We start from the raw sequence: 21,124 nt of genomic DNA, 5'->3' as shown, positions 1-21,124 counted from the left end.
GAGGACTTTGTCAGCAGTCTGGGAAAATTGTCGCCTTCTGGTCGCCCATGCGTCGACTGAATGGCAATATTGACCAAATTGGTGGTGTCGGTCGCAGACGGATTTGGTTATACAAGGGCAGGAAACCGGGTTGCGCAGCACCACCCTGCACGGCCTGTCGACATTCACCAAAGCATGAAGGACGCACAGATGGCCAAGTACTGGGTTATCGGGGGCACCTATCAGGATACCGGTTTTGACAAGCCGATCGGCGAAGAAACCAAAGTCGGTCCGTTTGGCAGCTTCGAAGACGCGGAAAAAGAATGGTCCAAAATGGCCTGGCAGTCGGTTGACGACGCCAATTCGCGTTACCGCATCGAACGCCTTGAAGAATACTGGGTTGTCGGTGGCGAATACGAAACCACCGATTTCGAAAAGCCGGTCGGCGGCGAAGAAGAACGCCACGGCCCGTTTGCGACCTTCAAGGATGCCGAAAAGGCTTGGTCGAAACTGGCATGGCAGCACGTTGATAACTGCAACTGCCGTTATCGCGTCGTTGAAGGCTGAACCGGGCTTCGAACCGGAGCCGATCGAGAAATAGAAAACGCGCGCAAGACATCCTTGCGCGCGTTTTCATATTGGTACTTCGTGCCTGACGAGGACGGGCTATTTATCGCGATCTGGCAAAAGCTGCCAGATACGGGTGAATTTGGTGTCGACATCCTCGACCGCGACATCGACTGGCACGTCATAGGTTTCAAGTTCGTCGATATTATGCGTCGGGGCATATGTCCGGCCCGGATCGGCAAGAATGACCCGCGTGCCAAGCCGCGCCTCGCCCATCAGCCATTGCAATACCGCATTGGCCATATCCTGCTGATAGCAGACATCACCGGCAAAAATCACATCCCAGCGACGGGTTGCCGATTGCGTGCCGACAAAGTTTTCGGTGGTTGTTTCAAACCTAACACCATTGCGTTCGGCGTTCAGGCGGGTTGCCGTAATCGCCACCGGATCAATGTCGTTTGCCAGAATGCTGTCCGCACCGGCCATGACACACGCAATCGCCTGCATGCCGCCGCCGCACGCAAAATCCAGAACCTTTTTGCCGCGCACCAATTCCGGATGATCAAGGATATATCGCGTAATCGCCTGTCCGCCCGGCCACGCAAACGCCCAATAGGGTGGCGGGATATCCAGCACGCCAAGGATATCCTCGGTCGCCTGCCAAAGTGGCGTGATATGGGTGGCCAGATACATTTCGATTTCGGGCGCTAATGGCACCCGTGCCGGTACGGTAAAGGTGTCGATCAGATCGGCAAACTGCGGATCGTCGACTTCGGGGACCAAGGCATCGGCGAAAACATTATCGGTCATGATCGGCCCATATCGGGGTGAAACGGATTGCCGGGGCTTACTTGCTTTGTGCCTCGGGCGCAAGCGAAGTCGCCTTCGGGTTTTCGTCAGGCTTCTGGCTGTTCTGGGCATTGCGGCCAAGATACAGCAAAATATCACGCGGCTTTGCCTTTGGCATATCGGGCCCCATATGAAGCTGCGCCCCGCGGACAAGGGCGATGACCGGTGGTTCGCATCCCTGAACGTCAATGAAATCGTCCCAGCCGAATTCGTCGGTCAGACGGGTTTGCCGGATTTCGGCACCATGCCGGAAATCCTCCCGGATGTCGTCGGTTGTCATCGGTTCGGAAAACAGGGGCAACCCGCCCAATGTCTGGCTATGGCGTTTCGGGTCTTCGGGCGATCCGTGCATGCCGGTCTGAAAAACGGCGCGGCGGCCAAATTCCGGCGCGAAATCAGTACAGACCAGCGTGTTATAGGCATCGTTGTCCGTGGTCGCGATCAGCGTGCCAAGCGATGAAGTATCAAGGTGATGTTCGAAAACTTCCGAAAGCACTTCCCCGTAATAGGTTGGCAATCCGGCCTCGCGCGCCAGACGCATGCTGTGCCAGCGGCTGTCGGCAACCACCACCGGAATATCAAGCTCGACAAGGCGTTTTGCGAAATCAATCGTCCATCGATGCGCACCGACAATCAGAACACCCGGCGGTCCTTTGACCGCCAGATCAAGCTGGCGGGCCATGGGCCGGATGGAAAAGCCATGCAGCACCACGGTCGAAAACACCATGGCAAAGGCCAGCGGGATCAAAAGTGCCCCGTCGGCATAACCAAGTTCGACAAGTTCGGTCCCGAACAGGCCGGAAACCGCGACCGCCACAATCCCGCGCGGCGCGATCCAGCCAACCAGAAGCCGTTCTTTCCAGCTCACCCTTGAAAAGGCCAGCGACCCGATCACCGAAACCGGCCGCACGATAAACAGCATGGCCAGAACAAAAAGCCCATGCCCCCATGTCAGTTCGGTAATCATCGACCATTCAAGCGTCGCGGTCAGGATGATGAACACGCTGGACACCAGAATAACCGTCAGGGTTTCCTTGAACCGGCGGATTTCATCAATCGCCAGCAAATGGGCATTGCCAATTGTCAGGCCCAGCACGGTTACGGCCAGCAATCCGCTTTCTTCCTGAATTTCATTGGCCCCGGCAAAGCAGGTCAGAAGCACGCCAAGAACAAGCGGGGCTTTCAGGAATTCGGGAATCCAGCCACGCTTGAAAATCTGAACCGTCCCCAGACCAAACGCCAGGCCGATCAGAACCGCCAGCAGAATGTTGATCGCCAGATGACCAACGGCTGCGCCAAACCCGTTGCCATGCTGACTGGCGGCAATGACTTCGTAGGCCAGCACCGCAAACAGGGCCCCGATAGGGTCATTCACGATGCCTTCCCATTTCAGAAGCGTCGCCGGGCGCTTGGACAATCGGGCATGACGCAACAGCGGTGCAATCACCGTCGGGCCGGTCACGATCATGATCCCGCCAAACAGGGCCGCCACCGGCCATGAAAGATCGGCCAGATAATGCGCCGCCCCCGCACCCAGTAGCCACGCCACAAGCGGGGCAACGGTGGTCAGGCGGATCACACCGCTGACACTGTGCGTCAGTTCCCGAAAATCAAGCGCAAGCCCGCCTTCAAACAGGATCACCGCGACCGCCACCGCAACAAGCGGCTGCAATAATGTACCGAAATCATTGACCGGATCAATCAGATCGGTTCCCGGTCCCAGCAGCAGGCCGACGATGGACAGCAACACGATTGCCGGAATACCGGCCCGCCATGCAAACCATTGCGCCCCGACACCCGCAAGGATCAATCCGGCAATCATCAGGGCAAGCGGTGCAATCATGGGCGGTCTTTCGATAATGGTGCAGATGAAGGATGGATCAGCCCGTATGCGGGCCTAAACTAAAGCCCGGTTCCCACCAGATTGGCAATGATGATGGCAGCCAGCACCATCAAACCGAAATCACGGTTTGATTTAAACCGTTTCAGGCAGTTCGCGGAATCATCAAGTTTGACCGTGGCAACCTGCCACGCCAGATGCAAACACGCCAGTGCCAGAAGCGGGAAGTAAATCCAGTGCAACCCGGCCAGCACACCCGAAACACCCAGCAAAAGGGTGGTTACGGTATAAAACCCCATCGCCCATCGCGGTGTTGCATCGCCAAGCCGAAGGGCAAGTGACTTTACCCCGATCTTGATATCGTCATCCTTGTCCTGATGGGCATAAATGGTGTCGTAACCAAGCGTCCAGAAGAAGCCCGCAACATACATCGCAACCGCCGCCGGTGCGACGGTGCCGGTGACAGCCGCCCAGCCGACAAGCGCCCCCCAGTTGAATGTCAGCCCCAGAACCGCCTGCGGCCAATAGGTAATGCGCTTCATGAACGGATAGGTAATGACAAGCGGCAGGGAACAGATACCGACAATGATCGCCTCGATCCGGAACTGCACCAGAATGGCAAGCCCGATCAGAAGCAAAAGACCCAGAAACGCGATTGCCTGCCAGACCTTGACCTGGCCGCTGGGAATCGGGCGGGTTGCCGTGCGTTCGACCTTGCCGTCAAAATTCCGATCCGCCAGATCGTTGACGACGCAACCGGCCCCGCGCATGATCAATGCACCAATGGCAAAATAAACCATCATCAATAGGCTGGGCGCGCCGTTGCTTGCCATGGCGGTTGACCACCAGCAAGGCAAAAGCAGAAGCCATGTGCCAATCGGTCGGTCAAGTCGTGCCAGCTTAAGATACGGCCGACTGGCCAACGGCGCGAACCGGTCGATCCAGCCATCAGACGGCATATCGTTCTTCGTGTTCTGTATCGGTTGGTTGACCTGTGACATAATTGGCCTATGTAACTCTTTAACAAACTGAACTTCGCCGAATAACCGGCCTGGGGACATATATGACAGATGACGCCACCCGCGCCCGGCAACGCCTTTTCGTTTCCGATCCTATCACGCCGGGATGCGAGATCGAACTCGCACCTGAACAGTCTCATTACCTTGAACATGTGATGCGCCTCAAGCCCGGAACGCCCATCAAGATATTTAATGGTCTTGATGGCGAATGGCTGGCGACCATCGACCACCTTCGCAAAAAGAAGGGCACGGTGACCGCCGAACGGCAATTGCGTGACCAGATTGTCGAACGCGGCCCGATCCTGGCTTTTGCCCCGATCAAAAAGCAGCGCCTTGATTTTCTGATCGAAAAGTCGGTCGAAATGGGGGTCGGCACGCTTCAACCGATTGTCACCGCACATGGCATTACCGACAAGGTGCGCCTTGATCGTCTGCAGGCCCAGGTGATCGAGGCCGCCGAACAATGCGAACGCCTCAGCGTGCCTGAAATTGTGCCGCCGGTAAAATTGCTTGATTGGCTCGCGGACTGGCCGGAAAACCGGCATTTATTGTTCTGTGACGAGACAGGATCAGGCTCACCAATTGGTGAAGTGCTAAGTCAGCTATTGGCAAAGGGCGCTGGCTCGGCTATCGACAACGACAATGTTGTTAACCATGCAATCGTGATTGGACCCGAAGGCGGCTTTAGCGCCGACGAAATTGAACGCATCCGCAAACAGCCTTTTGCAACGCCTGTAAGCCTTGGTCCGCGTATCTTGCGGGCCGAAACTGCGGCAATTGCTGCTTTGTCCGTGTTTCAGGATCGCATCGGCGACTGGTCGATACCTCCGGTCACGAGAGATTAGGGGAAGCCCTTATGACTGTCAGCGCCTCCACCGGCGACAGCCCGGTCATCGAAAGCCGTCGTCAGCTTGTCGAATGGTTCGAGTCCGGTTGTACACCGAAAAAAGACTGGGCCATCGGCACAGAACACGAAAAATTCGCCTTTACCCGTAACGATCTTCGCCCGATCCCGTATGAAGGCGAACGGGGGGTAAAGACCCTTCTGACACAGCTTGCCGAACGCTTTGATTGGGAACCGATCATTGAAAACGGCAATGTGATTGCGCTAACCAAGGATAACTGTTCCGTTTCGCTTGAACCTGGCGGGCAGATCGAATTGTCTGGTGCGCCGCTTAAAAACATTCACCAGACCTGTGGTGAAGTGCATCAGCATCTTCATGAAATCCGCGAAATTTGCGGTGATCTTGATATTGAAATGCTTGGTGTCGGCCATCAGCCGAAATGGGAACGCAAGGATATCCCGTGGATGCCCAAGGGCCGCTACGCGATCATGCGCGACTATATGCCCAAGGTCGGCAATCTTGGTCTGGACATGATGCTTCGCACCTCGACCATTCAGGTCAATCTGGATTTCGCCTCCGAAGCCGACATGATCAAGAAATTCAGAACGTCGCTGGCGCTTCAGCCGGTTGCGACCGCCCTTTTTGCCGCATCCCCGTTCGTGGATGGCAAACCAAGTGGCTATCTGTCTTCACGATCCCATGTCTGGACCGATACCGACCCGGATCGTTGCGGCATGCTGCCCTTCGTGTTCGAAGACGGTTTTGGCTTTGAACGCTATGTCGATTACATGCTCGATGTGCCGATGTATTTCGTTTATCGCGATGGCAAATACATCAATGCCGCAGGCAAATCGTTCCGTGATTTCATGGCCGGAAAGCTTGACGTTCTGCCGGGTGAACGCCCGACGATGAATGACTGGTCCGATCACATGACGACAGCCTTCCCCGAAGTGCGTCTCAAGAAATTCCTTGAAATGCGCGGCGCGGATGGTGGCCCGTGGAAACGCATCTGCGCCCTTCCGGCCCTGTGGGTTGGTCTGTTGTATGATGACGCGGCACTGGATGCGGCATGGGATCTCATCAAGGATCTCAGCCACGCCGAACGCGAAGCCCTTCGCGACGATGTGCCGCGTACCGCCCTTGCCACGAAGTTCAGGAACGGCACCGTTCAGGACCTCGCCAAGGATGTGCTGGCCGTCTCCAAACAGGGGCTTAAGGCGCGCGGTCGCATGGATGCCTATGGCGACGATGAAAGCCATTTCCTCGACAGCCTCGAAGACGTCGCCGAAAGCGGCCGTACCCTGGCCGAGGAATTCCTCGATAAATATGAAACCGAATGGAACGGATCGGTTGATCCGCTGTTCCGGGAATACGCCTATTAGACATTGTGAAGTGGCGGTGAATAATCACCGCCATTTTTCACTTTTCGTGAATAATGAAAGTTCTGCCGTGATGACGACCAAAGCCAACCCTTGCGAAACCATGTCCGATGTACGTGCGAATGTGGACCGGGTGGACAGGCTTCTGGTGGCGCTGATGGCGGAACGGTTGAACTATATCGAACAGGCCGCGCGCATCAAACCGACCCGGGATGCCGTGCGTGACGAAGACCGGATCGAGGACGTGATTACCAAGGTCCGTGCCCAGTGCCGCATTGATGGCTTTGACGAAGACATGGCCGAACGGATGTGGCGGGCGATGATGGAAGATTTCATCGCCCACGAATTCGTCAAATGGGATGATCTGCGCAAGTAACCGGTTGCCGGTTACTTACTGTGCGGCAAGTTGATCCGCGCTGTTTGCAAACCAGTCCCGAACCGCGTTGATATCGCTTTCTTCCATGCCAAGGCCAAGCTTGGTCCGTCGCCAAAGAACATCCTCGGCGGACCTCGCCCATTCCTGCGTCATCAGGAAACGCAGTTCTGCCTCAAACAGGTTCGGCGCAACTTCCCGACCCAGATCACCAATGGCCGTGGCATCCGGTGCAATGTCAAACAGGCGTGTGCCATAACAGCGCGCCCAGCGATGGGCGATCTGTTCGGGCAGCCAGTTCAACTTTGTCCTGACACCGGCCAGGAACCGGTCGAAATTGCCATCGGCGATATCCCCGCCTGGCAGAACCGATGTCGCGGTCCAGTCGGATGCATCATTGCCCAGAACCGGACAAAGCTTTTGCAGGGCATGTTCGGCCAACCGGCGATAGGTGGTGATTTTCCCGCCATAGATCGACAGGATGGCGGGGGCGTCGCCGTCCCCGGTATCCAGATCAAACACGTAATCACGCGTCACCGCCGATGCGTTGCTGTTCTTGTCATCATAAAGCGGCCTGACACCGGCATAATCCCAAACGATATCGGCCCGCGTTAACGGTGTGGCCAGATAGCCATTGACCAGATCAAGCAGGTAATCGATTTCGTCATCATTGATCTTCACCTCGGCCGGATCGCCGTCATAGGGCACATCCGTCGTCCCGATCAGGGTGTAGTCCCGCTGATAGGGGATGGCAAAGGCAATGCGGCCGTCCCCGTTCTGGAAGATATAGCAATGATCATGCGGGTGAATGCGCGGCACGACAAAATGGCTGCCCTTGACCAGCCGCAACCCCGCGGCCTTGTCGCCAAGCCCGGCACGGTTGACCATTTCGGTCACCCAAGGGCCGGCGGCATTGACCACGGCGCGCGCCGAAACGCTGGTTTCTTTGCCGTCTTCGGATTGCAGTGTCGCGGTCCAGCCATCCGTTCCGCGCACAAGGGCGGCACAGCGCGTCCGGGTTTTGATCACCGCCCCGCGTGCCTGCGCATCAAGGGCGTTCAGCACGACAAGCCGCGCATCATCAACCCAGCAATCGGAATAGGAAAAGCCGCTGGTGAACTGGTCCAGAAGCGGTTTGCCTTCTTTCGTGCCGTTCAGGGATAGCGCACGGGATCCGGGCAGGCGTTTGCGCTTTGCCAGATGGTCATAAAGAAACAACCCGGCCCGCAGCATCCATTTGGGCCGAAGCCCTTTATGGTGCGGCAGAACGAAGGTCAGTGGCCAGATGATATGCGGGGCGGCCGCAAGCAGAACTTCGCGTTCCTGCAAGGCTTCGCGCACCAGCCGGAATTCGTAATGTTCAAGATACCGCAAACCGCCATGGATCAGTTTGGTCGAGGATGAAGACGTGGCCGAGGCAAGATCGCGCTGTTCGACCAGAAGGACGGACAGACCGCGACCGGCGGCATCACGGGCAATACCCGCACCATTGATGCCGCCGCCTACGACCAGAAGGTCGTAATGTTCAGACACGTCAGATCACCTTTTTGCGCAGCCAGGCCGCCAAAGCCTCGCCCACGATCACAAGACCGATGATCGCCAGAAGAATGGTGGCAACCGTCTGCCAGGCAAAGGTGTCAATCGCGCCTTGCAGGACGATACCGATCCCGCCAGCCCCGACCAGACCCAGAACCGTACTTTCACGCAGATTGATGTCCCAACGCAGGATCGACACCGCAAAGAAAGTCGGCATGACCTGTGGCACAACCCCGTAAATCAGGATTTTGAACCGCGATGCGCCGACGGACTCAAGCGCCTCGATCGGGGCCCGGTCGATTTCCTCGATCGCCTCGCCCAGCAATTTGCCGATAAAGCCGATCGAACGGAAAATAATCGCCAGAATACCGGCCATCACGCCGGGGCCGAAAATCGCCACAAACAGCAGCGCCCAGATGATGGTATTGACCGACCGCGACGACACCAGAATGAACCGGCCGATCCACAGCGTCAGTTTGTTGGGCGTGGTGTTTTGCGCCGCAATCAGGGCAATCGGCAAGGAAAGGAACACCGCAAAAAACGTTGCAATCGTCGCAATATTGACGGTTTCAAGCAACGTGATGGCGATCATTTCCCAATCATTAAGCGACGGCGGATACATGCGCGAAAAAAGATCGCCCATCTGTTGCGGGGCATCCCAAAGCCACGGCCAGATGATGTTGATCGTCGAAAGCGACCAGACCGTTGCCAGCACGACACCGCCATACATGGCAAAGCGCAGCCAGCGTTGTTTGGGGGTATAGCGTGACCATTCGCGTTCGGCGATGGCGTCCGGTCCGGTGTTTTTTGTTGTCGTTACCATATGTTCCTCCGGATCCGGCCGCTTATGGCTTCGCTGATCAGGATGACGCCGATAATGCAAAGCGTGATCGCAAGCGCGAAGTCATAGTCATAGCGCCGAAACGCATTCATCAGGGTCGATCCGATCCCGCCCGCACCCACAATGCCGACCACGGCGGATGCACGCAGGTTACTGTCAAGCTGATAGATCGAAAGACCGATCTGGCGGGGCATGATTTGCGGGATCACGGCATAAAGCATGGTGATGAATGTCCCGCCCCCGGCCGCCCGGATGGCTTCGACCTGGCCCCAGTCGATTTCCTCGATCCGTTCGGCCAGCATTTTGGCAACGAAACCGATGGAATAGATCGTCAGGGTCAAAATCCCCGCCAGCGGACCAAAACCGACCGCCTTGACGAACAGGATGGCAACGATCACCGGATGGAAACTGCGTGCGATAATGATCGTGGCACGCCCGATGTTATAAAGCCATTTGGGCGCAATATTGGATGCGGCGGCAAAGGCAATCGGCACGCTGAGCATCACACCGGCAAGGGTTGCAACGATGGCGATCTTGATGCTTTCAAGAAAACCCTGCAACACCAGTTCACCCCGGATCATGTCCGGCGGGAAAGCGCCCTTGAAAATACGGATGGCGCGCGGAATGCCTTCCTGAATACGTTCCCAGTTAAAGGGCAGGCTGGAGACCGCCCACACGACATAGGCCAATACGCCAAGAATAATCGCCCAGCGTATCGCCGGATTGGCGATAAAGGGCGGCTTTTTCCAAGTGCGATGGCCCGTTGTTTTTTCAACGGAGCTGGTCATTATGATACCACCTCGCGCAGGGATTCCGCATCCCCGGTTTCGCCGCGTTCTTCTGCCGGAACCCCGGCATAGATTTCATCCATGGCATCCTGGGTAAGGTCGGTCGGCACACTGTCAAAGATGATGCGACCAAACCGCATGCCGACGATGCGCTGGGTATATTCCTTGGCCTCGGTGACATTGTGGATATTGATCAGAACCGGCAGGTGCAGCTCGGATGCAAGCGCACGCAGCAATTCCATGATCTGTCGGGATGTTTTGGGGTCAAGCGACGCGGTCGGTTCATCGGCCAGCAGGATTTCAGGTTCCTGCATCAAGGCACGAACGACGCCGACGCGCTGGCGTTCGCCACCCGATAATTCATCGGCGCGTTTGTTGGCATAATGGGCAATGCCGACACGTTCCATCAATTGAAACGCACGATCAATGTCGCTTTGGGGGAAATTGCGCGTCATGGCGCGCCAGGTCGGGACATATCCCAACCGTCCCGACAGAACATTTTCCATCACCGTCAAACGGTTGATCAGGTTGAAACCCTGAAAAATCATGCCGATACGACGACGCGCCAGACGCAACTCGCCACCCGACAAAGTCGTCAGTTCGGTGCCGTTAAGGTCAATCGAGCCCGATGTCGGTTCGACCAGACGGTTAATACAGCGCAAAAGCGTGCTTTTACCAGCGCCCGATGCCCCAATGATGGCAACGACGCTTTCGCCCGGAACTTCAAGGTTCAGGTCCTTGAGAACGGCCTCATCCTTGCCATAGCGTTTGACCAGATCTTTGATACGCAGCATCACGATACCTTGAAAAAAGACTACCGGGACCGAAAATCGATCCCGGCAGCAGCAGTTTGAAAAAAGGGATTACTTCAGGTTGTCCGGGGTGTATTTCACACCGTTGGCAGCCTGGATTTCACGAATGACGTCCCAGTCTTTCTGATAGGTGACCGGTACGAATTTGGTGACACCCTTGAATTCTTCGCCAAGTGCCGTGCCCTTCATGTCGAAGGTAAAGAAGGCTTCCTTGATCTTTTCGATCAGTTCGGGCTTCAGGTTATAGGCATAGTTGAACGAAGTGGTCGGGAACGGCTTGCTTTCATAAAGGATTTTGACGTCAGCCGGATCGTACAGATCACGCTGGGCCATACGTTCAACCACTTCGGATGCGACCGGGGCGGCGTCATAGTCACCGGCGACAACGCCCAGCATCGACTGGTCGTGCGAACCGGAATAGACGACTTCGTAATCCTGTTCCGGGACGATGCCCTGACCGGGCAGAAGAGCGCGCGGTGCCAGGTTGCCCGAGTTCGAGGTCGGGGAGGTGTGCGCAACACGTTTGCCCTTAAGATCGGCAAGCGAATTGATGCCGCTGTCAACCCGGGTATAAAGCTGCAAGGTATAACCAAAACGGCCATCATCCGCCCCCATCAGGGCAAACGGAACCGCACCGGCAAGGTTGACCGCAAACGGGGTCGGCCCGGTCGAGAAACCGGCAACATGCAGACGGCCGCTGCGCATGGCTTCGACTTCGGCGGAATTCGACTGAACCGCAAAGAAATGGACATCCTTGCCGGTTACTTTTTCAAGATGTTCAAGGAACGGCTCCCAGATATCGGCGTAAACCGCCGGGTCTTCGACCGGGGTATAGGCAAATACGAGGGTGTCCGGGTCAACCTGCTGATCGGCAGCCGGTGCATCGGCGACCAGATCGCCATCCATATCGCAATACATCTGGTCAAGATCGCCGCGTGCGATGCAATCATCGGCCGCATATGCCTGGGTGCTGCCAAAGCTCATCATGCCGATGGCGGCAAGTACCGTAGAAACTTTCAAAAAGTCTGTTTTTTTCGCATGTGAAAACATGTGGTCGAACCTTTCTTCCCTGTAAACGCTGGTAAAGCGCCATTTTTAATGTGGTTTTGTTGGTTTTATTGTTGCTTTTATCAACATTATAGAAGGTCAAAAAGTTGGAAAAGCAACACAAAACTGTAACAAATGGTTACAAAGATTGCTGCTAACCTTGCCGGAATGAGGTGTGATCAAAGGTATTCAGGGGAGAGAGCGTCTTTGCGTATCGGAAAAAAAGAACGTCAGCAGCGCATTCTTCAGGAGCTGCAAATCCATCCGCATGTGAGAGTTGCCACATTGGCGGAGCGATTCGATGTGGCAACTGAAACAATTCGCCGTGATCTTGATGCGCTCAGCGAAAATGGCCTGATCAAGCGCGAATTTGGCGGCGCATCGGCACAACCGATGGGCCATCAACCCGATCTGGCCCAACGCCAGATGACCGCGGTTGCCGGGTTCGAACGGATCGGCATCATGGCCGGAACCATAATCCGGCCGGGTGACGTGATCATGATCGATGCCGGTTCCACCGTCAGTCAGCTTGCCCCCTATATGGCCCAGAATCCCGGCGCATTGCGGCGCACGGTTCTGACCAATTGCTATGCGGTGGTGCATGGCATGGGCGAACAGGCGGTGATTGATGACGTCATCATGTGCCCGGGGCAGTTCGATCCACGTGAAAATGCGGTTTACGGCAATGATACCGTCGAATTCCTGCGCCGTTTCCACGCCAACAAGGCCTTTATCGGGGCATCGGGTGTTGCATGGCAGGGGTTCAGTGACGTTAACCGTCGCGCGGTTGCGGTCAAGCGCGCCATGATGGAACGGTCCGATGAAACCTGGCTGATGGTCGATCACACCAAATTCGATCAGCGTTACCTTGAAAACATCGCACCGCTCGAAGCCCTGACCGGGGTGATCACCGATCGTTTGCCGCCTGAAAAACTGCTATCCCATCTTGATCGCATCGGCGTTCAGATTGTCGCATGGCAGGACAATGTTTCCGCAGATCAGGGGGCAATCGCCGGCTGATATTTTATCGCTGACGATAAAACTGCATTTTTTCAACATAGTGACTTTGCGCGAACGATCATTTGCGCCCATATTCGGGAACGGCAAAAGATAATTGCCAGCCGGGTTCCCGCCCCGGTCAGTATGTTTTCTGACACGGAGGATTTCTATCGTGACCAATCCAGTGACCACCCGCACCGAACAGGACACCATGGGCAGCATCGATGTGCCTGCGGACCGGTATTGGGGGGCGCAGACCCAGCGATCCAAACAGAACTTCCGCATTGGCGGCGAACGGATGCCCGATGCCCTGATCCGGGCGTTCGGGATCCAGAAACTGGCCGCCGCACGCGCCAATGCTGCCCTTGGCAATCTGGATGCCAACCTTGCCGAGGCAATCGAGGCCGCCGCGCGCGAAGTCGCCGATGGCAAGCTTCTTGATCACTTCCCGCTTGTCGTCTGGCAGACCGGCAGTGGTACGCAGACCAACATGAATGCCAACGAGGTCATCGCCAACCGTGCGTGCGAAATCCTTGGCAGGCCGATGGGAAAACGTGATCCGGTTCATCCCAACGATCATGTCAATCGCGGGCAGTCGTCCAATGACAGCTTCCCCGCCGCCATGCATATCGCGGCTGTGGTCGAGATCGAAGAAAACCTGAAACCGGCCCTGGCCCATCTTCGAAGTGCGCTGGATGCCAAGGTCGAAGCCTTTGCCGATATCGTCAAAATCGGCCGCACCCATATGCAGGATGCGGTGCCCCTGACTTTGGGGCAGGAATTTTCGGGCTATGCCGCCCAGATCGCGCTTGGCCTTGATCGCATTGATGATGCGCTGGTCCGGCTTCGCAAACTGGCACAGGGCGGGACGGCCCTTGGCACCGGCCTTAACGCGCCAAAGGGCTTTGACGTCGAATTTGCCAAACAGGTATCCGATATCACCGGCCTGAAATTCGAAACGGCGGCCAACAAATTCGAAGCCCTTGCCGCCCACGATGCCTGTGTCGAGATGTCGGGTGTGCTGAACGTTCTGGCGACGTCGCTGATGAAGATCGGCAATGATATCCGTCTGCTGGGTTCCGGGCCGCGTTGCGGGCTTGGTGAACTGGTTCTGCCCGCGAACGAGCCGGGATCATCGATCATGCCGGGCAAGGTCAACCCGACCCAGGCCGAAGCCCTGACCATGGTTTGTGCTCAGGTGATCGGCAACCATGTTGCGGTCACGGTCGGCGGTTCAAACGGTCATCTGGATCTGAACGTGTTCAAACCGGTGATCATTTATAACCTGCTGCAATCGATCCGCCTGATCGCCGATGCCTCGGTCAGCTTTGCCGATAACTGCGTTGTCGGCCTTGAAGCCGATCAGGAAAAAATCGATCACTATGTCGAACAAAGCCTGATGCTGGTGACCGCCCTTGCACCCCATATCGGCTATGACAATGCCGCCGCCGTCGCCAAAAAGGCGCACAAGGATCGCAGCAGCCTCAAGGAAGCAACCATTGCGCTCGGCTTCCTTGACGGGGCGAAGTTCGATGAACTGGTCCGCGCACGCGATATGATCTGATGTGATGGGATGATGCGGGCCGGTTTTGACCGGCCCGTTCTTGATCCGCCTATCGGGATGCGAATGCACCGTTCAGCATCGCGGGCACGATCGCCTTATGAAACGGCATGATGGTGCCAAGATACATCCGACCCAGCATATTGTGCCGCCGGATCAGGGTGCTGGACCGGATCACCGTCTGCCCGCACTGGAATTTTTCGACCTCTACCGTCAAACGAAAATCCAGATGCCGGTCATCCATGCCCAGCACGATGAAATCGTCCCCGCGCTCGATCACCGGGAAAAGGCCGATGACATCGGCGTCCGGTTCGGGCGCGGTTTTAAGGCCCAGTGGCCGGACCATCGCGTTACGCAGTGCCAGCAGATACCCCATCCAGACCGGCCTGCCATCCATGATCTTTTGCGCGGCCTGTTCGGGCGTGATGTCGGGATCGTCAATCGTGATGGCAAAACTGTCCGCCCAATCGGCGTCGATCATCGCAGGATGGGGCAGGGATATCGGGACAGCCATTGCGTAGGGCAAAAACGTATCCTTTCGATCAGCCTGGATCAGCTTTTTCGGCGATGATCGTGCTCCAACTGTCATTCTGCGGCAATGATTTATGTCATTGTCGCGGGGGGTAAATTCGGGCATACCCAATCCATGCTTATTCGCACCAGACCGATGCTGTCACATACGAAAATCCGGGCCGCTGGCAACATCCTGCGCGTCTGGATGCTGGCATGCGTCATCCTGATGACCGGGGTGACGCAATCGGGTTTCGTAAGCGCGATGTTTGGCGGTGCCAATGGCAATGGGGTAACCGCCATTACCGGGGCAAATGCCGCCCCGGGTGGGGATGTGATTTTCATCTGCACGGCGGATGGTGTGCGCGCGGTATCGTTTGGCGATGCCGGACCCAATGCCACATCGCAAAATTCCGGCGGGCATTCTGCCGGTCATGGTTTCTGTTCGCTCTGTGCGTCCCATCATGGGGCGATGGCAAATCTGGGTGTGCCGTTTGGCGCACCGGTTTCGATCATCCATGATGCCGAATATGTGCAAGCCCGCCTGCTTGCCGCCACGATCACATTGCCGCGTACGCGCTATTCCCGCGCACCACCGCTTTCCATCTGATTTCCCGATACACCCGAAATCAAATCACCGGTGTGATGCAACCAATCCACACCGGATCAGGATGGAAACAAAGATCATGAAAAAACTGTTTGCTGTTGTCGCGACCCTTGCCGGTCTGTTTGCTGCCAATCAATCGTTCGCGGCTGATATCGAAGTCAGGGACGCCTGGGCCAAGGCATCGCTTGGCAAGGTGCCAAATGGTGCAGCCTTCCTGACGGTGGAAAATACCGGCATGGCGGATCGCATTGTCGGGGTGAAATCCGATCTGGCCGACAAAACCGAACTGCACACGCATATCATGGAAAACAACGTCATGAAGATGCGCCCGGTCGAAGGCGGGATCGATGTGCCGATGCATGGCGAAGTCCTGTTCAAACCGGGCAGCTATCACGTCATGCTGATCGGCCTGCACAAGCCGCTGGTCGAAGGTGAAAAAATCGACGTGACCCTGACCTTTGAAAAGGCGGGCGACGTGCCGGTGACCATTGATGTGATGGATACCATGTCCAAAGGCCCGCATGGTGATGCCGGGATGGATCACGGCAACATGAAAATGGGCGATCAGGAACACAAGGGCCACTAGGCCGCGATTTCACTGATCGATCAATCCACCGATACAGAAAATACCAGGGGGACGGTTTGCACCGTTCCCCTTTTTTGTCATGATGGTCGGCCATCATCCACCCCATGCAGGGAAGTGCGCCATGTCCCGCGATATCACCATCGACCAATTGATCGAAAAACTCGGCCTGCAACCTCATCCCGAAGGCGGCTTTTACGCCGAAACATTCCGCGCGCTGGAAACCTGCAATCCGGGCAACCGGTATCTTGGTGTGCGATCAACGGGGACCGCGATCTATTACCTGCTGACCCCCGATACCTTCTCAGGCATGCATATCCTGACCAGTGACGAGATTTTCCATCATTACCTTGGCGATCCGGTCGAACAGCTCCAACTTTATGCTGATGGCAGCCACCGGCTGGTTGAAATCGGCAATGACCTGCTGGCGGGGCAGAAACCGCAAATGATCGTGCCGAAAAATGTCTGGCAGGGGGCGCGCCTGAAACAAGGTGGCAAATTTGCCCTTCTGGGCTGTACGGTGGCACCCGGTTTTGACTTCGCCGATTTCGCCATGGGCAAGCGGGCCGACCTGTCGTCGAAATGGCCAGCGGCGGCAACGATGATTGCCGCCTTGACGCGCGACTGAATTTCGGGCGCAATCAGCCGGTCACCCATTTTTCACAGGACTTCCCGAAATGCAGCTCGATACATGGTTGCTGTTTTCCGGCGCGGCCTTGGCGCTTTCGATGGCCCCCGGACCGAATAATCTTCTCGCGATGTTCAATGGCGCGCGTCACGGCGTTGCGTCAGCCGCCATTGGCGGGGCGGGCCGCCTGCTGGCTTTTGCGCTGATGATTGTGGTAACCGCGATGGGATTGGGCGTGGTACTTGCCGCCAGCGAAACCGCCTTCATGATCATCAAGTGGGGTGGGGCGATCTATCTGGTTTATCTTGGCCTCAAAAGCTGGCGAACCAAAGTTGCCGAGCCGGAGGTTCCCGGTGATAGCGTCGGCTTTGTCGCCCATCCCGGTGCGATGTCACTGGCCCGGACGGAATTCCTGACCGCAATCGGCAATCCCAAGGCGATCCTGATCTTTACCGCCTTCTTTCCGCAATTCCTTGATCAGGCCGGTTCATATGGCCCGCAATTTGCGATCATGGGGGTGACCTTCATCGCGATGGAGGCCTGTGTCCTTCTGGGATACGGGCTTGTCGGCGGGCAGGTAAAGGGGCTGATCCGCTCCGCCCGCCACATGCGCTGGCTTAACCGCATCAGCGGCAGCCTCCTGATCGCCGCAGGGGTGCTGCTGGCCCTGACGGACCGCACGCGTAGTAGCGCCTGATCCGCGACGGTTTGCGGATGTGAGGGTCCCGGCCATCACTTTTTCAGGATGGCGCTGGTGATGACATTGAACAGATGATCCGCACGTGATGCCGATGATGGCTGATCGCCAAGCCAGGCAAGTGCGCCCACCATCGCAAACAGGTCTCCGCCATCAATATCGGTGCGTGCGACGCCCTTTTCCTGTGCCCGGACAAGGAGCCTTGTCCCCGCGGCTTTCATGGTAACGCACGACGCATGAAGAGCCGACTCTTCATCCTCAATGGCGGCCACCATCGCGGCAATGACGCCGCGATAGTCGTTCGCGCATGCAACAAGATCACGTAACCACGATACCAGCGCATCATCCGGCGAACTTGCGGTTTCGCGTTCGCGCGCTGATTCTTTCAGCCCGTCAAAGCTCTCGCGAAGCAGGGTTTCAAGCAGTGCCTCGCGCGTTGGAAAATGTCGGTACAGCGTACCAAGTCCCACCCCGGCTTTGCGGGCGATGTCGCGCAAAGATGCTTCCGCACCCTGGTCTTTGACAACCTCCCGCGCGATGGCAAGCAGATGTTCGTAGTTCTTCTTTGCGTCGGCTCGCATATGTTCCTCTTGACAAACGGAGCACTGCTCCATAAATGCGGATCAGTGCTCCGATTATGGATAGCATATATGCGATTAAAGAAGAAGCAGTGATGACAAAGATGATGAAGGCGGTCCGTCAGCACGCGTTCGGCGGGCCCGAGGTCATGCGCTACGAGGACGCGCCGATACCTGATCCGGGACCGGGTGAAATAAGGGTCCGGGTGCACGCGGTCGGGATTAATCCCCCTGATTGGTATCTGCGTGATGGCTACAGGATGCTTCCGCCGGAATGGCAGCCGCAAATATCCTTCCCGGTGATACTTGGAACCGACATATCAGGTGTCGTTGACGCCGTTTCTGATGATGTTACCGGCTTTGCGCCAGAAGACGACGTTTACGCCATGGTTCGTTTCCCGTCCGGGCTTGCCGGGGGAAGCAGGGCCTATGCGCAATATGTCACGGTCCCTGCATCGGAAGCCGCGCCCAAGCCGGACGGGATTGATCATGTGCATGCGGCGGGGGCGCCCATGTCGCTTCTTACCGCGTGGCAGTTCCTGGTTGATCTGGGACATGACGAACCAAATCCGCTTCAGTCCTATCAGCATAAGCCGGTTGAACTTTCGGGAAAAACCGTTCTGGTGAATGGCGCTGCCGGTGGTGTTGGGCATTTTGCCGTGCAGGTCGCAAAACTCAAAGGTGCCAGGGTCATCGCGGTTGCGTCTGGCAAACACGAGGCGCTTCTGCGCGACTTGGGGGCTGACGAGTTTATCGATTATACGAAAACCCCACCCGAAGACGTCGTGCGGGATCTTGATCTTGTGATTGATGCCCTTGGCGGGCCGACCGCCGGGCGTTTCCTGCCCACGATCAAACGGGGTGGTGCCCTTTTCCCGGTGTTCCCGCTGGGCTTTTCCAGTCACGAAGAAGCTGAAAAGCTTGGCATTACGGTATCGGCAACGCAGGTTCGCTCGAACGGTGATCAATTGGCGGAGCTTGCCGATCTGCTGAGTGACGGCACAGTTCGCGTCGTGCTCGACAGCACATACCCGCTTGCTGATGCCCGCAAGGCTCATGAACGTGCGGCCAAAGGGCACATTCAGGGCAAGATCGTGCTTGTGGTGGAATGACATGATCATCCTGATGGGGCACATTCATGTTGATCCACATGAAATTGATCAGTTCATCGCCGACGTTCAGGTGATCGCGCGCAATGCAACACCCGAAAAAGGCTGTCTTTTTTATGCGGTTAATCCTGATGCGGCGTGCCCGGGGCGTCTCGTGATTGCCGAACGTTGGCGCGATCAATCGTCATTGAAAGCCCATCTTGAAACGCCAGAGGTTTTAGACTTTGTGCATAACTGGCAAGGCAGGATGAGAAGCGGGATACAGCAATATCAGGCCACGCACGAAGAAACATTCTTGGGCTGAGTTTTGTTCTCAGGGTTCGCATAAAGCCAGCAAAGCCTTTGCGGGCTTTCTTGTGACCCTGAAAGGCTCAGGGGCGCAGCTTTATAAAAGCGCGCCCCCTTGCTCCCTTGTCTACCCGGATATCCGGGTGATCGCCTGTTGTCAGGCGATTTCTTCGACCCGATGGCACGCCACCTCGCGGCCTTCATACATGCGCAATTCAGGACGAACCTGTGCGCAATGGTCGGTCGCAAACGGGCAGCGTTTATGAAACGCACAGCCCGACGGCGGATTGATCGGTGAAGGCAGTTCACCGGTAAGCGGTTCTGCCTTGACGCGATGCGCCGGATCGATCTTTGGTGCCGATGCCAGAAGTGCCCTTGTATAGGGATGCAGCGGCTTGGCAAAGATTTCTTCAGTCGGTCCCTTTTCAGCGACGCGCCCCAAATACATCACCATGACGTCATCTGCAATATGACGAACGACAGAAAGATCGTGCGAGATGAACACATAGGCGACATTCATCTCTTCCTGCAGGTCCATCATCAGGTTCAGAACCTGTGCCTGCACCGACACGTCAAGGGCGGAAACCGGTTCATCGGCAACGATGACTTTCGGTTCAAGGATCAGCGCGCGCGCAATCGCGATACGCTGACGCTGCCCGCCGGAAAACATATGCGGATAGCGCCCGTAAAATTCGGGGCGCAGGCCAACCTTGGCCATGGTTTCGCGCACACGTTCCTCGCGCTCCTTGCGGCCCAGATCCATGTTAAGCAACACCGGCTCGCCAAGGATCTGACCGACTTTCTTGCGCGGGTTCAGCGACCCGTAAGGGTTCTGGAAGATCATCTGAACCGTGCGACGGAACAGTTTTGCTTCCTTGTCACTCAGATCACCAACCGCTTCGCCGTTGATTTTAAGCCCGCCTGCGCTGGGCTTTTCAATCAGGGTGAGCTGACGGCCAAGTGTGGACTTGCCACAACCGGACTCACCAACAACCGCCAAGGTCTTTTTGGCTTCGAGCGTAAAGGAAACACCATCAAGCGCCTTGACCATCGCACTGGGTTTGCCAAGGCCGCGGCTGACTTCGTAGTGACGGACAAGATCATCGGATTCCAGCAGCGGAACACCGGGTTTTGTATCAAGGAAGCTCATTACACGGTCTCCCGGGTTGTCTGGCCGGTTGTTTGGCCGGTCGGCTGGCCGTGGTCGTCAAGCGGATAGAAGCAACGCACATCGCGCCCGTTATAGGCACCAACATCGGGGCGTTCGACAACGCAACGATCATTGGCATAACGGCAACGCGGCGCCAGAAGGCAGCCCGCCGGGCGGTCATACTGACCCGGAACCACACCGGGGATGGTGCGCAGGCGATCATGGCCTTCGGACCGTTCCGGCAATGCCTCAAGCAACGCCTGGGTATAGGGATGGCGCGGGGCGGCAAAGATGCTGTCAGCCGGGCCACTTTCAAAAAGCTGACCGGCATACATCACCTGAATGCGATCAGCCGCTTCCGATACCAGTGCCAGATCATGCGTGATCAGGATCAGGGCCATGTCGCTATCGTCCTGCAATTTCAGCAGCAGGTCGATGATCTGGGCCTGAATGGTCACGTCAAGGGCGGTGGTCGGTTCATCGGCAATCAGCAGGCGCGGATTGCACGCAATCGCCATCGCAATCACGATACGCTGGCT

General features: G+C 56.7%; 24 protein-coding genes. 12 read left to right on the top strand and 12 right to left on the bottom strand.

Going from position 1 to position 21,124, the window contains the following annotated elements:
• Positions 1 to 189 precede the first annotated feature (189 nt).
• Positions 190 to 546 carry a DUF4170 domain-containing protein gene (locus SMB34_RS14755; RefSeq protein WP_007091209.1) on the top strand — a complete coding sequence of 119 codons (357 nt, stop codon included), beginning with the start codon at positions 190 to 192 and terminating at the stop codon, positions 544 to 546.
• A gap of 99 nt (positions 547 to 645) precedes the next feature.
• Here the strand turns inward: SMB34_RS14755 and SMB34_RS14750 are convergent, their stop codons facing one another.
• From SMB34_RS14750 to ubiA, 3 genes are read right to left on the bottom strand one after another with little or no spacing between them, the layout of a single operon-like run.
• A complete protein-coding gene (locus tag SMB34_RS14750; RefSeq protein ID WP_037991156.1) occupies positions 646 to 1,356 on the bottom strand; it encodes a class I SAM-dependent methyltransferase in 711 nt (236 codons plus the stop codon).
• A gap of 37 nt (positions 1,357 to 1,393) precedes the next feature.
• Positions 1,394 to 3,238: a cation:proton antiporter gene (locus tag SMB34_RS14745; protein WP_037991153.1), complete on the bottom strand. Its 1,845-nt coding sequence runs from the start codon at positions 3,236 to 3,238 to the stop codon at positions 1,394 to 1,396.
• 59 nt (positions 3,239 to 3,297) lie between these two features.
• A complete protein-coding gene (gene ubiA / locus SMB34_RS14740) occupies positions 3,298 to 4,236 on the bottom strand; it encodes a 4-hydroxybenzoate octaprenyltransferase (protein WP_037991151.1) in 939 nt (312 codons plus the stop codon).
• Between the two features lie 62 nt (positions 4,237 to 4,298).
• On the opposite strand from ubiA, the gene SMB34_RS14735 reads away from it, so the two are divergent.
• The 3 genes from SMB34_RS14735 to SMB34_RS14725 all read left to right on the top strand — a co-directional run bounded on the left by SMB34_RS14735 (position 4,299) and on the right by SMB34_RS14725 (position 6,854).
• Positions 4,299 to 5,099 carry a 16S rRNA (uracil(1498)-N(3))-methyltransferase gene (locus SMB34_RS14735; protein WP_037991149.1) on the top strand — a complete coding sequence of 267 codons (801 nt, stop codon included), beginning with the start codon at positions 4,299 to 4,301 and terminating at the stop codon, positions 5,097 to 5,099.
• A gap of 11 nt (positions 5,100 to 5,110) precedes the next feature.
• Positions 5,111 to 6,481 (top strand): glutamate--cysteine ligase, encoded by a 1,371-nt coding sequence (locus SMB34_RS14730; RefSeq protein WP_037991147.1) that lies wholly within the window; start codon positions 5,111 to 5,113, stop codon positions 6,479 to 6,481.
• A gap of 70 nt (positions 6,482 to 6,551) precedes the next feature.
• Positions 6,552 to 6,854 (top strand): chorismate mutase, encoded by a 303-nt coding sequence (locus SMB34_RS14725; RefSeq protein WP_037991166.1) that lies wholly within the window; start codon positions 6,552 to 6,554, stop codon positions 6,852 to 6,854.
• A 15-nt stretch (positions 6,855 to 6,869) separates the two neighbouring features.
• Here SMB34_RS14725 and glpD read toward each other — a convergent pair whose 3' ends face one another.
• The 5 genes from glpD to phnD all read right to left on the bottom strand — a co-directional run bounded on the left by glpD (position 6,870) and on the right by phnD (position 11,848).
• Positions 6,870 to 8,384, bottom strand: coding sequence for a glycerol-3-phosphate dehydrogenase (gene glpD, locus SMB34_RS14720; RefSeq protein ID WP_037991145.1), 1,515 nt, complete (start codon positions 8,382 to 8,384; stop codon positions 6,870 to 6,872).
• 1 nt (position 8,385) lies between these two features.
• Positions 8,386 to 9,210 (bottom strand): phosphonate ABC transporter, permease protein PhnE, encoded by an 825-nt coding sequence (gene phnE, locus SMB34_RS14715; protein WP_007091201.1) that lies wholly within the window; start codon positions 9,208 to 9,210, stop codon positions 8,386 to 8,388.
• Positions 9,204 to 10,016, bottom strand: a complete 813-nt coding sequence (phnE, locus tag SMB34_RS14710) for a phosphonate ABC transporter, permease protein PhnE (RefSeq protein WP_037991143.1) — start codon at positions 10,014 to 10,016, stop codon at positions 9,204 to 9,206. Before phnE (SMB34_RS14710) ends, phnE (SMB34_RS14715) begins: the two co-directional genes overlap by 7 nt.
• Complete coding sequence (gene phnC / locus SMB34_RS14705; protein ID WP_037991140.1) at positions 10,016 to 10,810, bottom strand: phosphonate ABC transporter ATP-binding protein; 795 nt, start codon at positions 10,808 to 10,810, stop codon at positions 10,016 to 10,018. Before phnC ends, phnE (SMB34_RS14710) begins: the two co-directional genes overlap by 1 nt.
• Positions 10,811 to 10,879: 69 nt before the next feature.
• Positions 10,880 to 11,848: a phosphate/phosphite/phosphonate ABC transporter substrate-binding protein gene (phnD, locus tag SMB34_RS14700; protein ID WP_223304988.1), complete on the bottom strand. Its 969-nt coding sequence runs from the start codon at positions 11,846 to 11,848 to the stop codon at positions 10,880 to 10,882.
• 195 nt (positions 11,849 to 12,043) lie between these two features.
• Here phnD and SMB34_RS14695 point away from each other — a divergent pair, with 195 nt between their 5' ends.
• On the top strand, positions 12,044 to 12,895 hold the full coding sequence (locus tag SMB34_RS14695) for a DeoR/GlpR family DNA-binding transcription regulator (RefSeq protein ID WP_240478838.1): 852 nt from the start codon (positions 12,044 to 12,046) through the stop codon (positions 12,893 to 12,895).
• Positions 12,896 to 13,046: 151 nt separating this feature from the next.
• The gene (gene fumC / locus SMB34_RS14690) at positions 13,047 to 14,438 is read left to right on the top strand and encodes a class II fumarate hydratase (RefSeq protein WP_084716640.1); all 1,392 of its coding nucleotides are present in this window, start codon (positions 13,047 to 13,049) and stop codon (positions 14,436 to 14,438) included.
• A 49-nt stretch (positions 14,439 to 14,487) separates the two neighbouring features.
• On the opposite strand, the gene SMB34_RS14685 is transcribed toward fumC, so the two are convergent.
• Positions 14,488 to 14,961: a DUF2867 domain-containing protein gene (locus SMB34_RS14685; RefSeq protein WP_167332772.1), complete on the bottom strand. Its 474-nt coding sequence runs from the start codon at positions 14,959 to 14,961 to the stop codon at positions 14,488 to 14,490.
• A gap of 120 nt (positions 14,962 to 15,081) precedes the next feature.
• Between SMB34_RS14685 and SMB34_RS14680 the strand changes: the two genes are divergently transcribed.
• From SMB34_RS14680 to SMB34_RS14665, 4 genes are all read left to right on the top strand, one after another.
• On the top strand, positions 15,082 to 15,555 hold the full coding sequence (locus tag SMB34_RS14680; RefSeq protein ID WP_084716636.1) for a DUF2946 family protein: 474 nt from the start codon (positions 15,082 to 15,084) through the stop codon (positions 15,553 to 15,555).
• Between the two features lie 76 nt (positions 15,556 to 15,631).
• On the top strand, positions 15,632 to 16,138 hold the full coding sequence (locus SMB34_RS14675) for a copper chaperone PCu(A)C (protein WP_240478837.1): 507 nt from the start codon (positions 15,632 to 15,634) through the stop codon (positions 16,136 to 16,138).
• A 121-nt stretch (positions 16,139 to 16,259) separates the two neighbouring features.
• Positions 16,260 to 16,763 carry a cupin domain-containing protein gene (locus SMB34_RS14670; protein ID WP_037991160.1) on the top strand — a complete coding sequence of 168 codons (504 nt, stop codon included), beginning with the start codon at positions 16,260 to 16,262 and terminating at the stop codon, positions 16,761 to 16,763.
• 49 nt (positions 16,764 to 16,812) lie between these two features.
• On the top strand, positions 16,813 to 17,460 hold the full coding sequence (locus tag SMB34_RS14665; protein ID WP_037991128.1) for a LysE family translocator: 648 nt from the start codon (positions 16,813 to 16,815) through the stop codon (positions 17,458 to 17,460).
• Between the two features lie 35 nt (positions 17,461 to 17,495).
• Here SMB34_RS14665 and SMB34_RS14660 read toward each other — a convergent pair whose 3' ends face one another.
• The gene (locus tag SMB34_RS14660) at positions 17,496 to 18,041 is read right to left on the bottom strand and encodes a TetR/AcrR family transcriptional regulator (protein ID WP_037991126.1); all 546 of its coding nucleotides are present in this window, start codon (positions 18,039 to 18,041) and stop codon (positions 17,496 to 17,498) included.
• Positions 18,042 to 18,133: 92 nt separating this feature from the next.
• Between SMB34_RS14660 and SMB34_RS14655 the strand changes: the two genes are divergently transcribed.
• Together SMB34_RS14655 and SMB34_RS14650 are read left to right on the top strand one after the other, a co-directional pair.
• Positions 18,134 to 19,150 (top strand): NADP-dependent oxidoreductase, encoded by a 1,017-nt coding sequence (locus SMB34_RS14655; RefSeq protein WP_037991157.1) that lies wholly within the window; start codon positions 18,134 to 18,136, stop codon positions 19,148 to 19,150.
• Position 19,151: 1 nt separating this feature from the next.
• Positions 19,152 to 19,451 carry a putative quinol monooxygenase gene (locus SMB34_RS14650; protein WP_037991123.1) on the top strand — a complete coding sequence of 100 codons (300 nt, stop codon included), beginning with the start codon at positions 19,152 to 19,154 and terminating at the stop codon, positions 19,449 to 19,451.
• 141 nt (positions 19,452 to 19,592) lie between these two features.
• On the opposite strand, the gene SMB34_RS14645 is transcribed toward SMB34_RS14650, so the two are convergent.
• Positions 19,593 to 20,585, bottom strand: a complete 993-nt coding sequence (locus SMB34_RS14645; protein ID WP_037991122.1) for a peptide ABC transporter ATP-binding protein — start codon at positions 20,583 to 20,585, stop codon at positions 19,593 to 19,595.
• On the bottom strand, positions 20,585 to 21,124 hold a 540-nt coding region (locus SMB34_RS14640), incomplete at its 5' end, for an oligopeptide/dipeptide ABC transporter ATP-binding protein (protein WP_037991120.1). The genes SMB34_RS14645 and SMB34_RS14640, both read right to left, overlap by 1 nt.

Source organism: Thalassospira permensis NBRC 106175 (genome assembly GCF_000714555.1).
Classification (GTDB): Bacteria; Pseudomonadota; Alphaproteobacteria; order Rhodospirillales; family Thalassospiraceae; genus Thalassospira; species Thalassospira xiamenensis.
This window is presented reverse-complemented; position numbering and strand designations above follow the sequence as displayed.

Bases quoted from the DNA above. Each gene is read 5' to 3' on its own strand.
- SMB34_RS14650 (WP_037991123.1), top strand. From the start codon at position 19,152: ATGATCATCCTGATGGGGCACATTCATGTTGATCCACATGAAATTGAT.
- SMB34_RS14670 (WP_037991160.1), top strand. From the start codon at position 16,260: ATGTCCCGCGATATCACCATCGACCAATTGATCGAAAAACTCGGCCTG.
- phnC (WP_037991140.1), bottom strand. From the start codon at position 10,810: ATGCTGCGTATCAAAGATCTGGTCAAACGCTATGGCAAGGATGAGGCC.
- phnE (WP_037991143.1), bottom strand. From the start codon at position 10,016: ATGACCAGCTCCGTTGAAAAAACAACGGGCCATCGCACTTGGAAAAAG.
- SMB34_RS14725 (WP_037991166.1), top strand. From the start codon at position 6,552: ATGACGACCAAAGCCAACCCTTGCGAAACCATGTCCGATGTACGTGCG.
- phnE (WP_007091201.1), bottom strand. From the start codon at position 9,210: ATGGTAACGACAACAAAAAACACCGGACCGGACGCCATCGCCGAACGC.
- SMB34_RS14680 (WP_084716636.1), top strand. From the start codon at position 15,082: ATGCTTATTCGCACCAGACCGATGCTGTCACATACGAAAATCCGGGCC.
- SMB34_RS14660 (WP_037991126.1), bottom strand. From the start codon at position 18,041: ATGCGAGCCGACGCAAAGAAGAACTACGAACATCTGCTTGCCATCGCG.
- SMB34_RS14755 (WP_007091209.1), top strand. From the start codon at position 190: ATGGCCAAGTACTGGGTTATCGGGGGCACCTATCAGGATACCGGTTTT.
- SMB34_RS14745 (WP_037991153.1), bottom strand. From the start codon at position 3,238: ATGATTGCACCGCTTGCCCTGATGATTGCCGGATTGATCCTTGCGGGT.
- SMB34_RS14695 (WP_240478838.1), top strand. From the start codon at position 12,044: ATGAGGTGTGATCAAAGGTATTCAGGGGAGAGAGCGTCTTTGCGTATC.
- SMB34_RS14675 (WP_240478837.1), top strand. From the start codon at position 15,632: ATGAAAAAACTGTTTGCTGTTGTCGCGACCCTTGCCGGTCTGTTTGCT.
- SMB34_RS14730 (WP_037991147.1), top strand. From the start codon at position 5,111: ATGACTGTCAGCGCCTCCACCGGCGACAGCCCGGTCATCGAAAGCCGT.
- SMB34_RS14735 (WP_037991149.1), top strand. From the start codon at position 4,299: ATGACAGATGACGCCACCCGCGCCCGGCAACGCCTTTTCGTTTCCGAT.
- SMB34_RS14655 (WP_037991157.1), top strand. From the start codon at position 18,134: ATGACAAAGATGATGAAGGCGGTCCGTCAGCACGCGTTCGGCGGGCCC.
- SMB34_RS14645 (WP_037991122.1), bottom strand. From the start codon at position 20,585: ATGAGCTTCCTTGATACAAAACCCGGTGTTCCGCTGCTGGAATCCGAT.
- ubiA (WP_037991151.1), bottom strand. From the start codon at position 4,236: ATGTCACAGGTCAACCAACCGATACAGAACACGAAGAACGATATGCCG.
- SMB34_RS14750 (WP_037991156.1), bottom strand. From the start codon at position 1,356: ATGACCGATAATGTTTTCGCCGATGCCTTGGTCCCCGAAGTCGACGAT.
- SMB34_RS14665 (WP_037991128.1), top strand. From the start codon at position 16,813: ATGCAGCTCGATACATGGTTGCTGTTTTCCGGCGCGGCCTTGGCGCTT.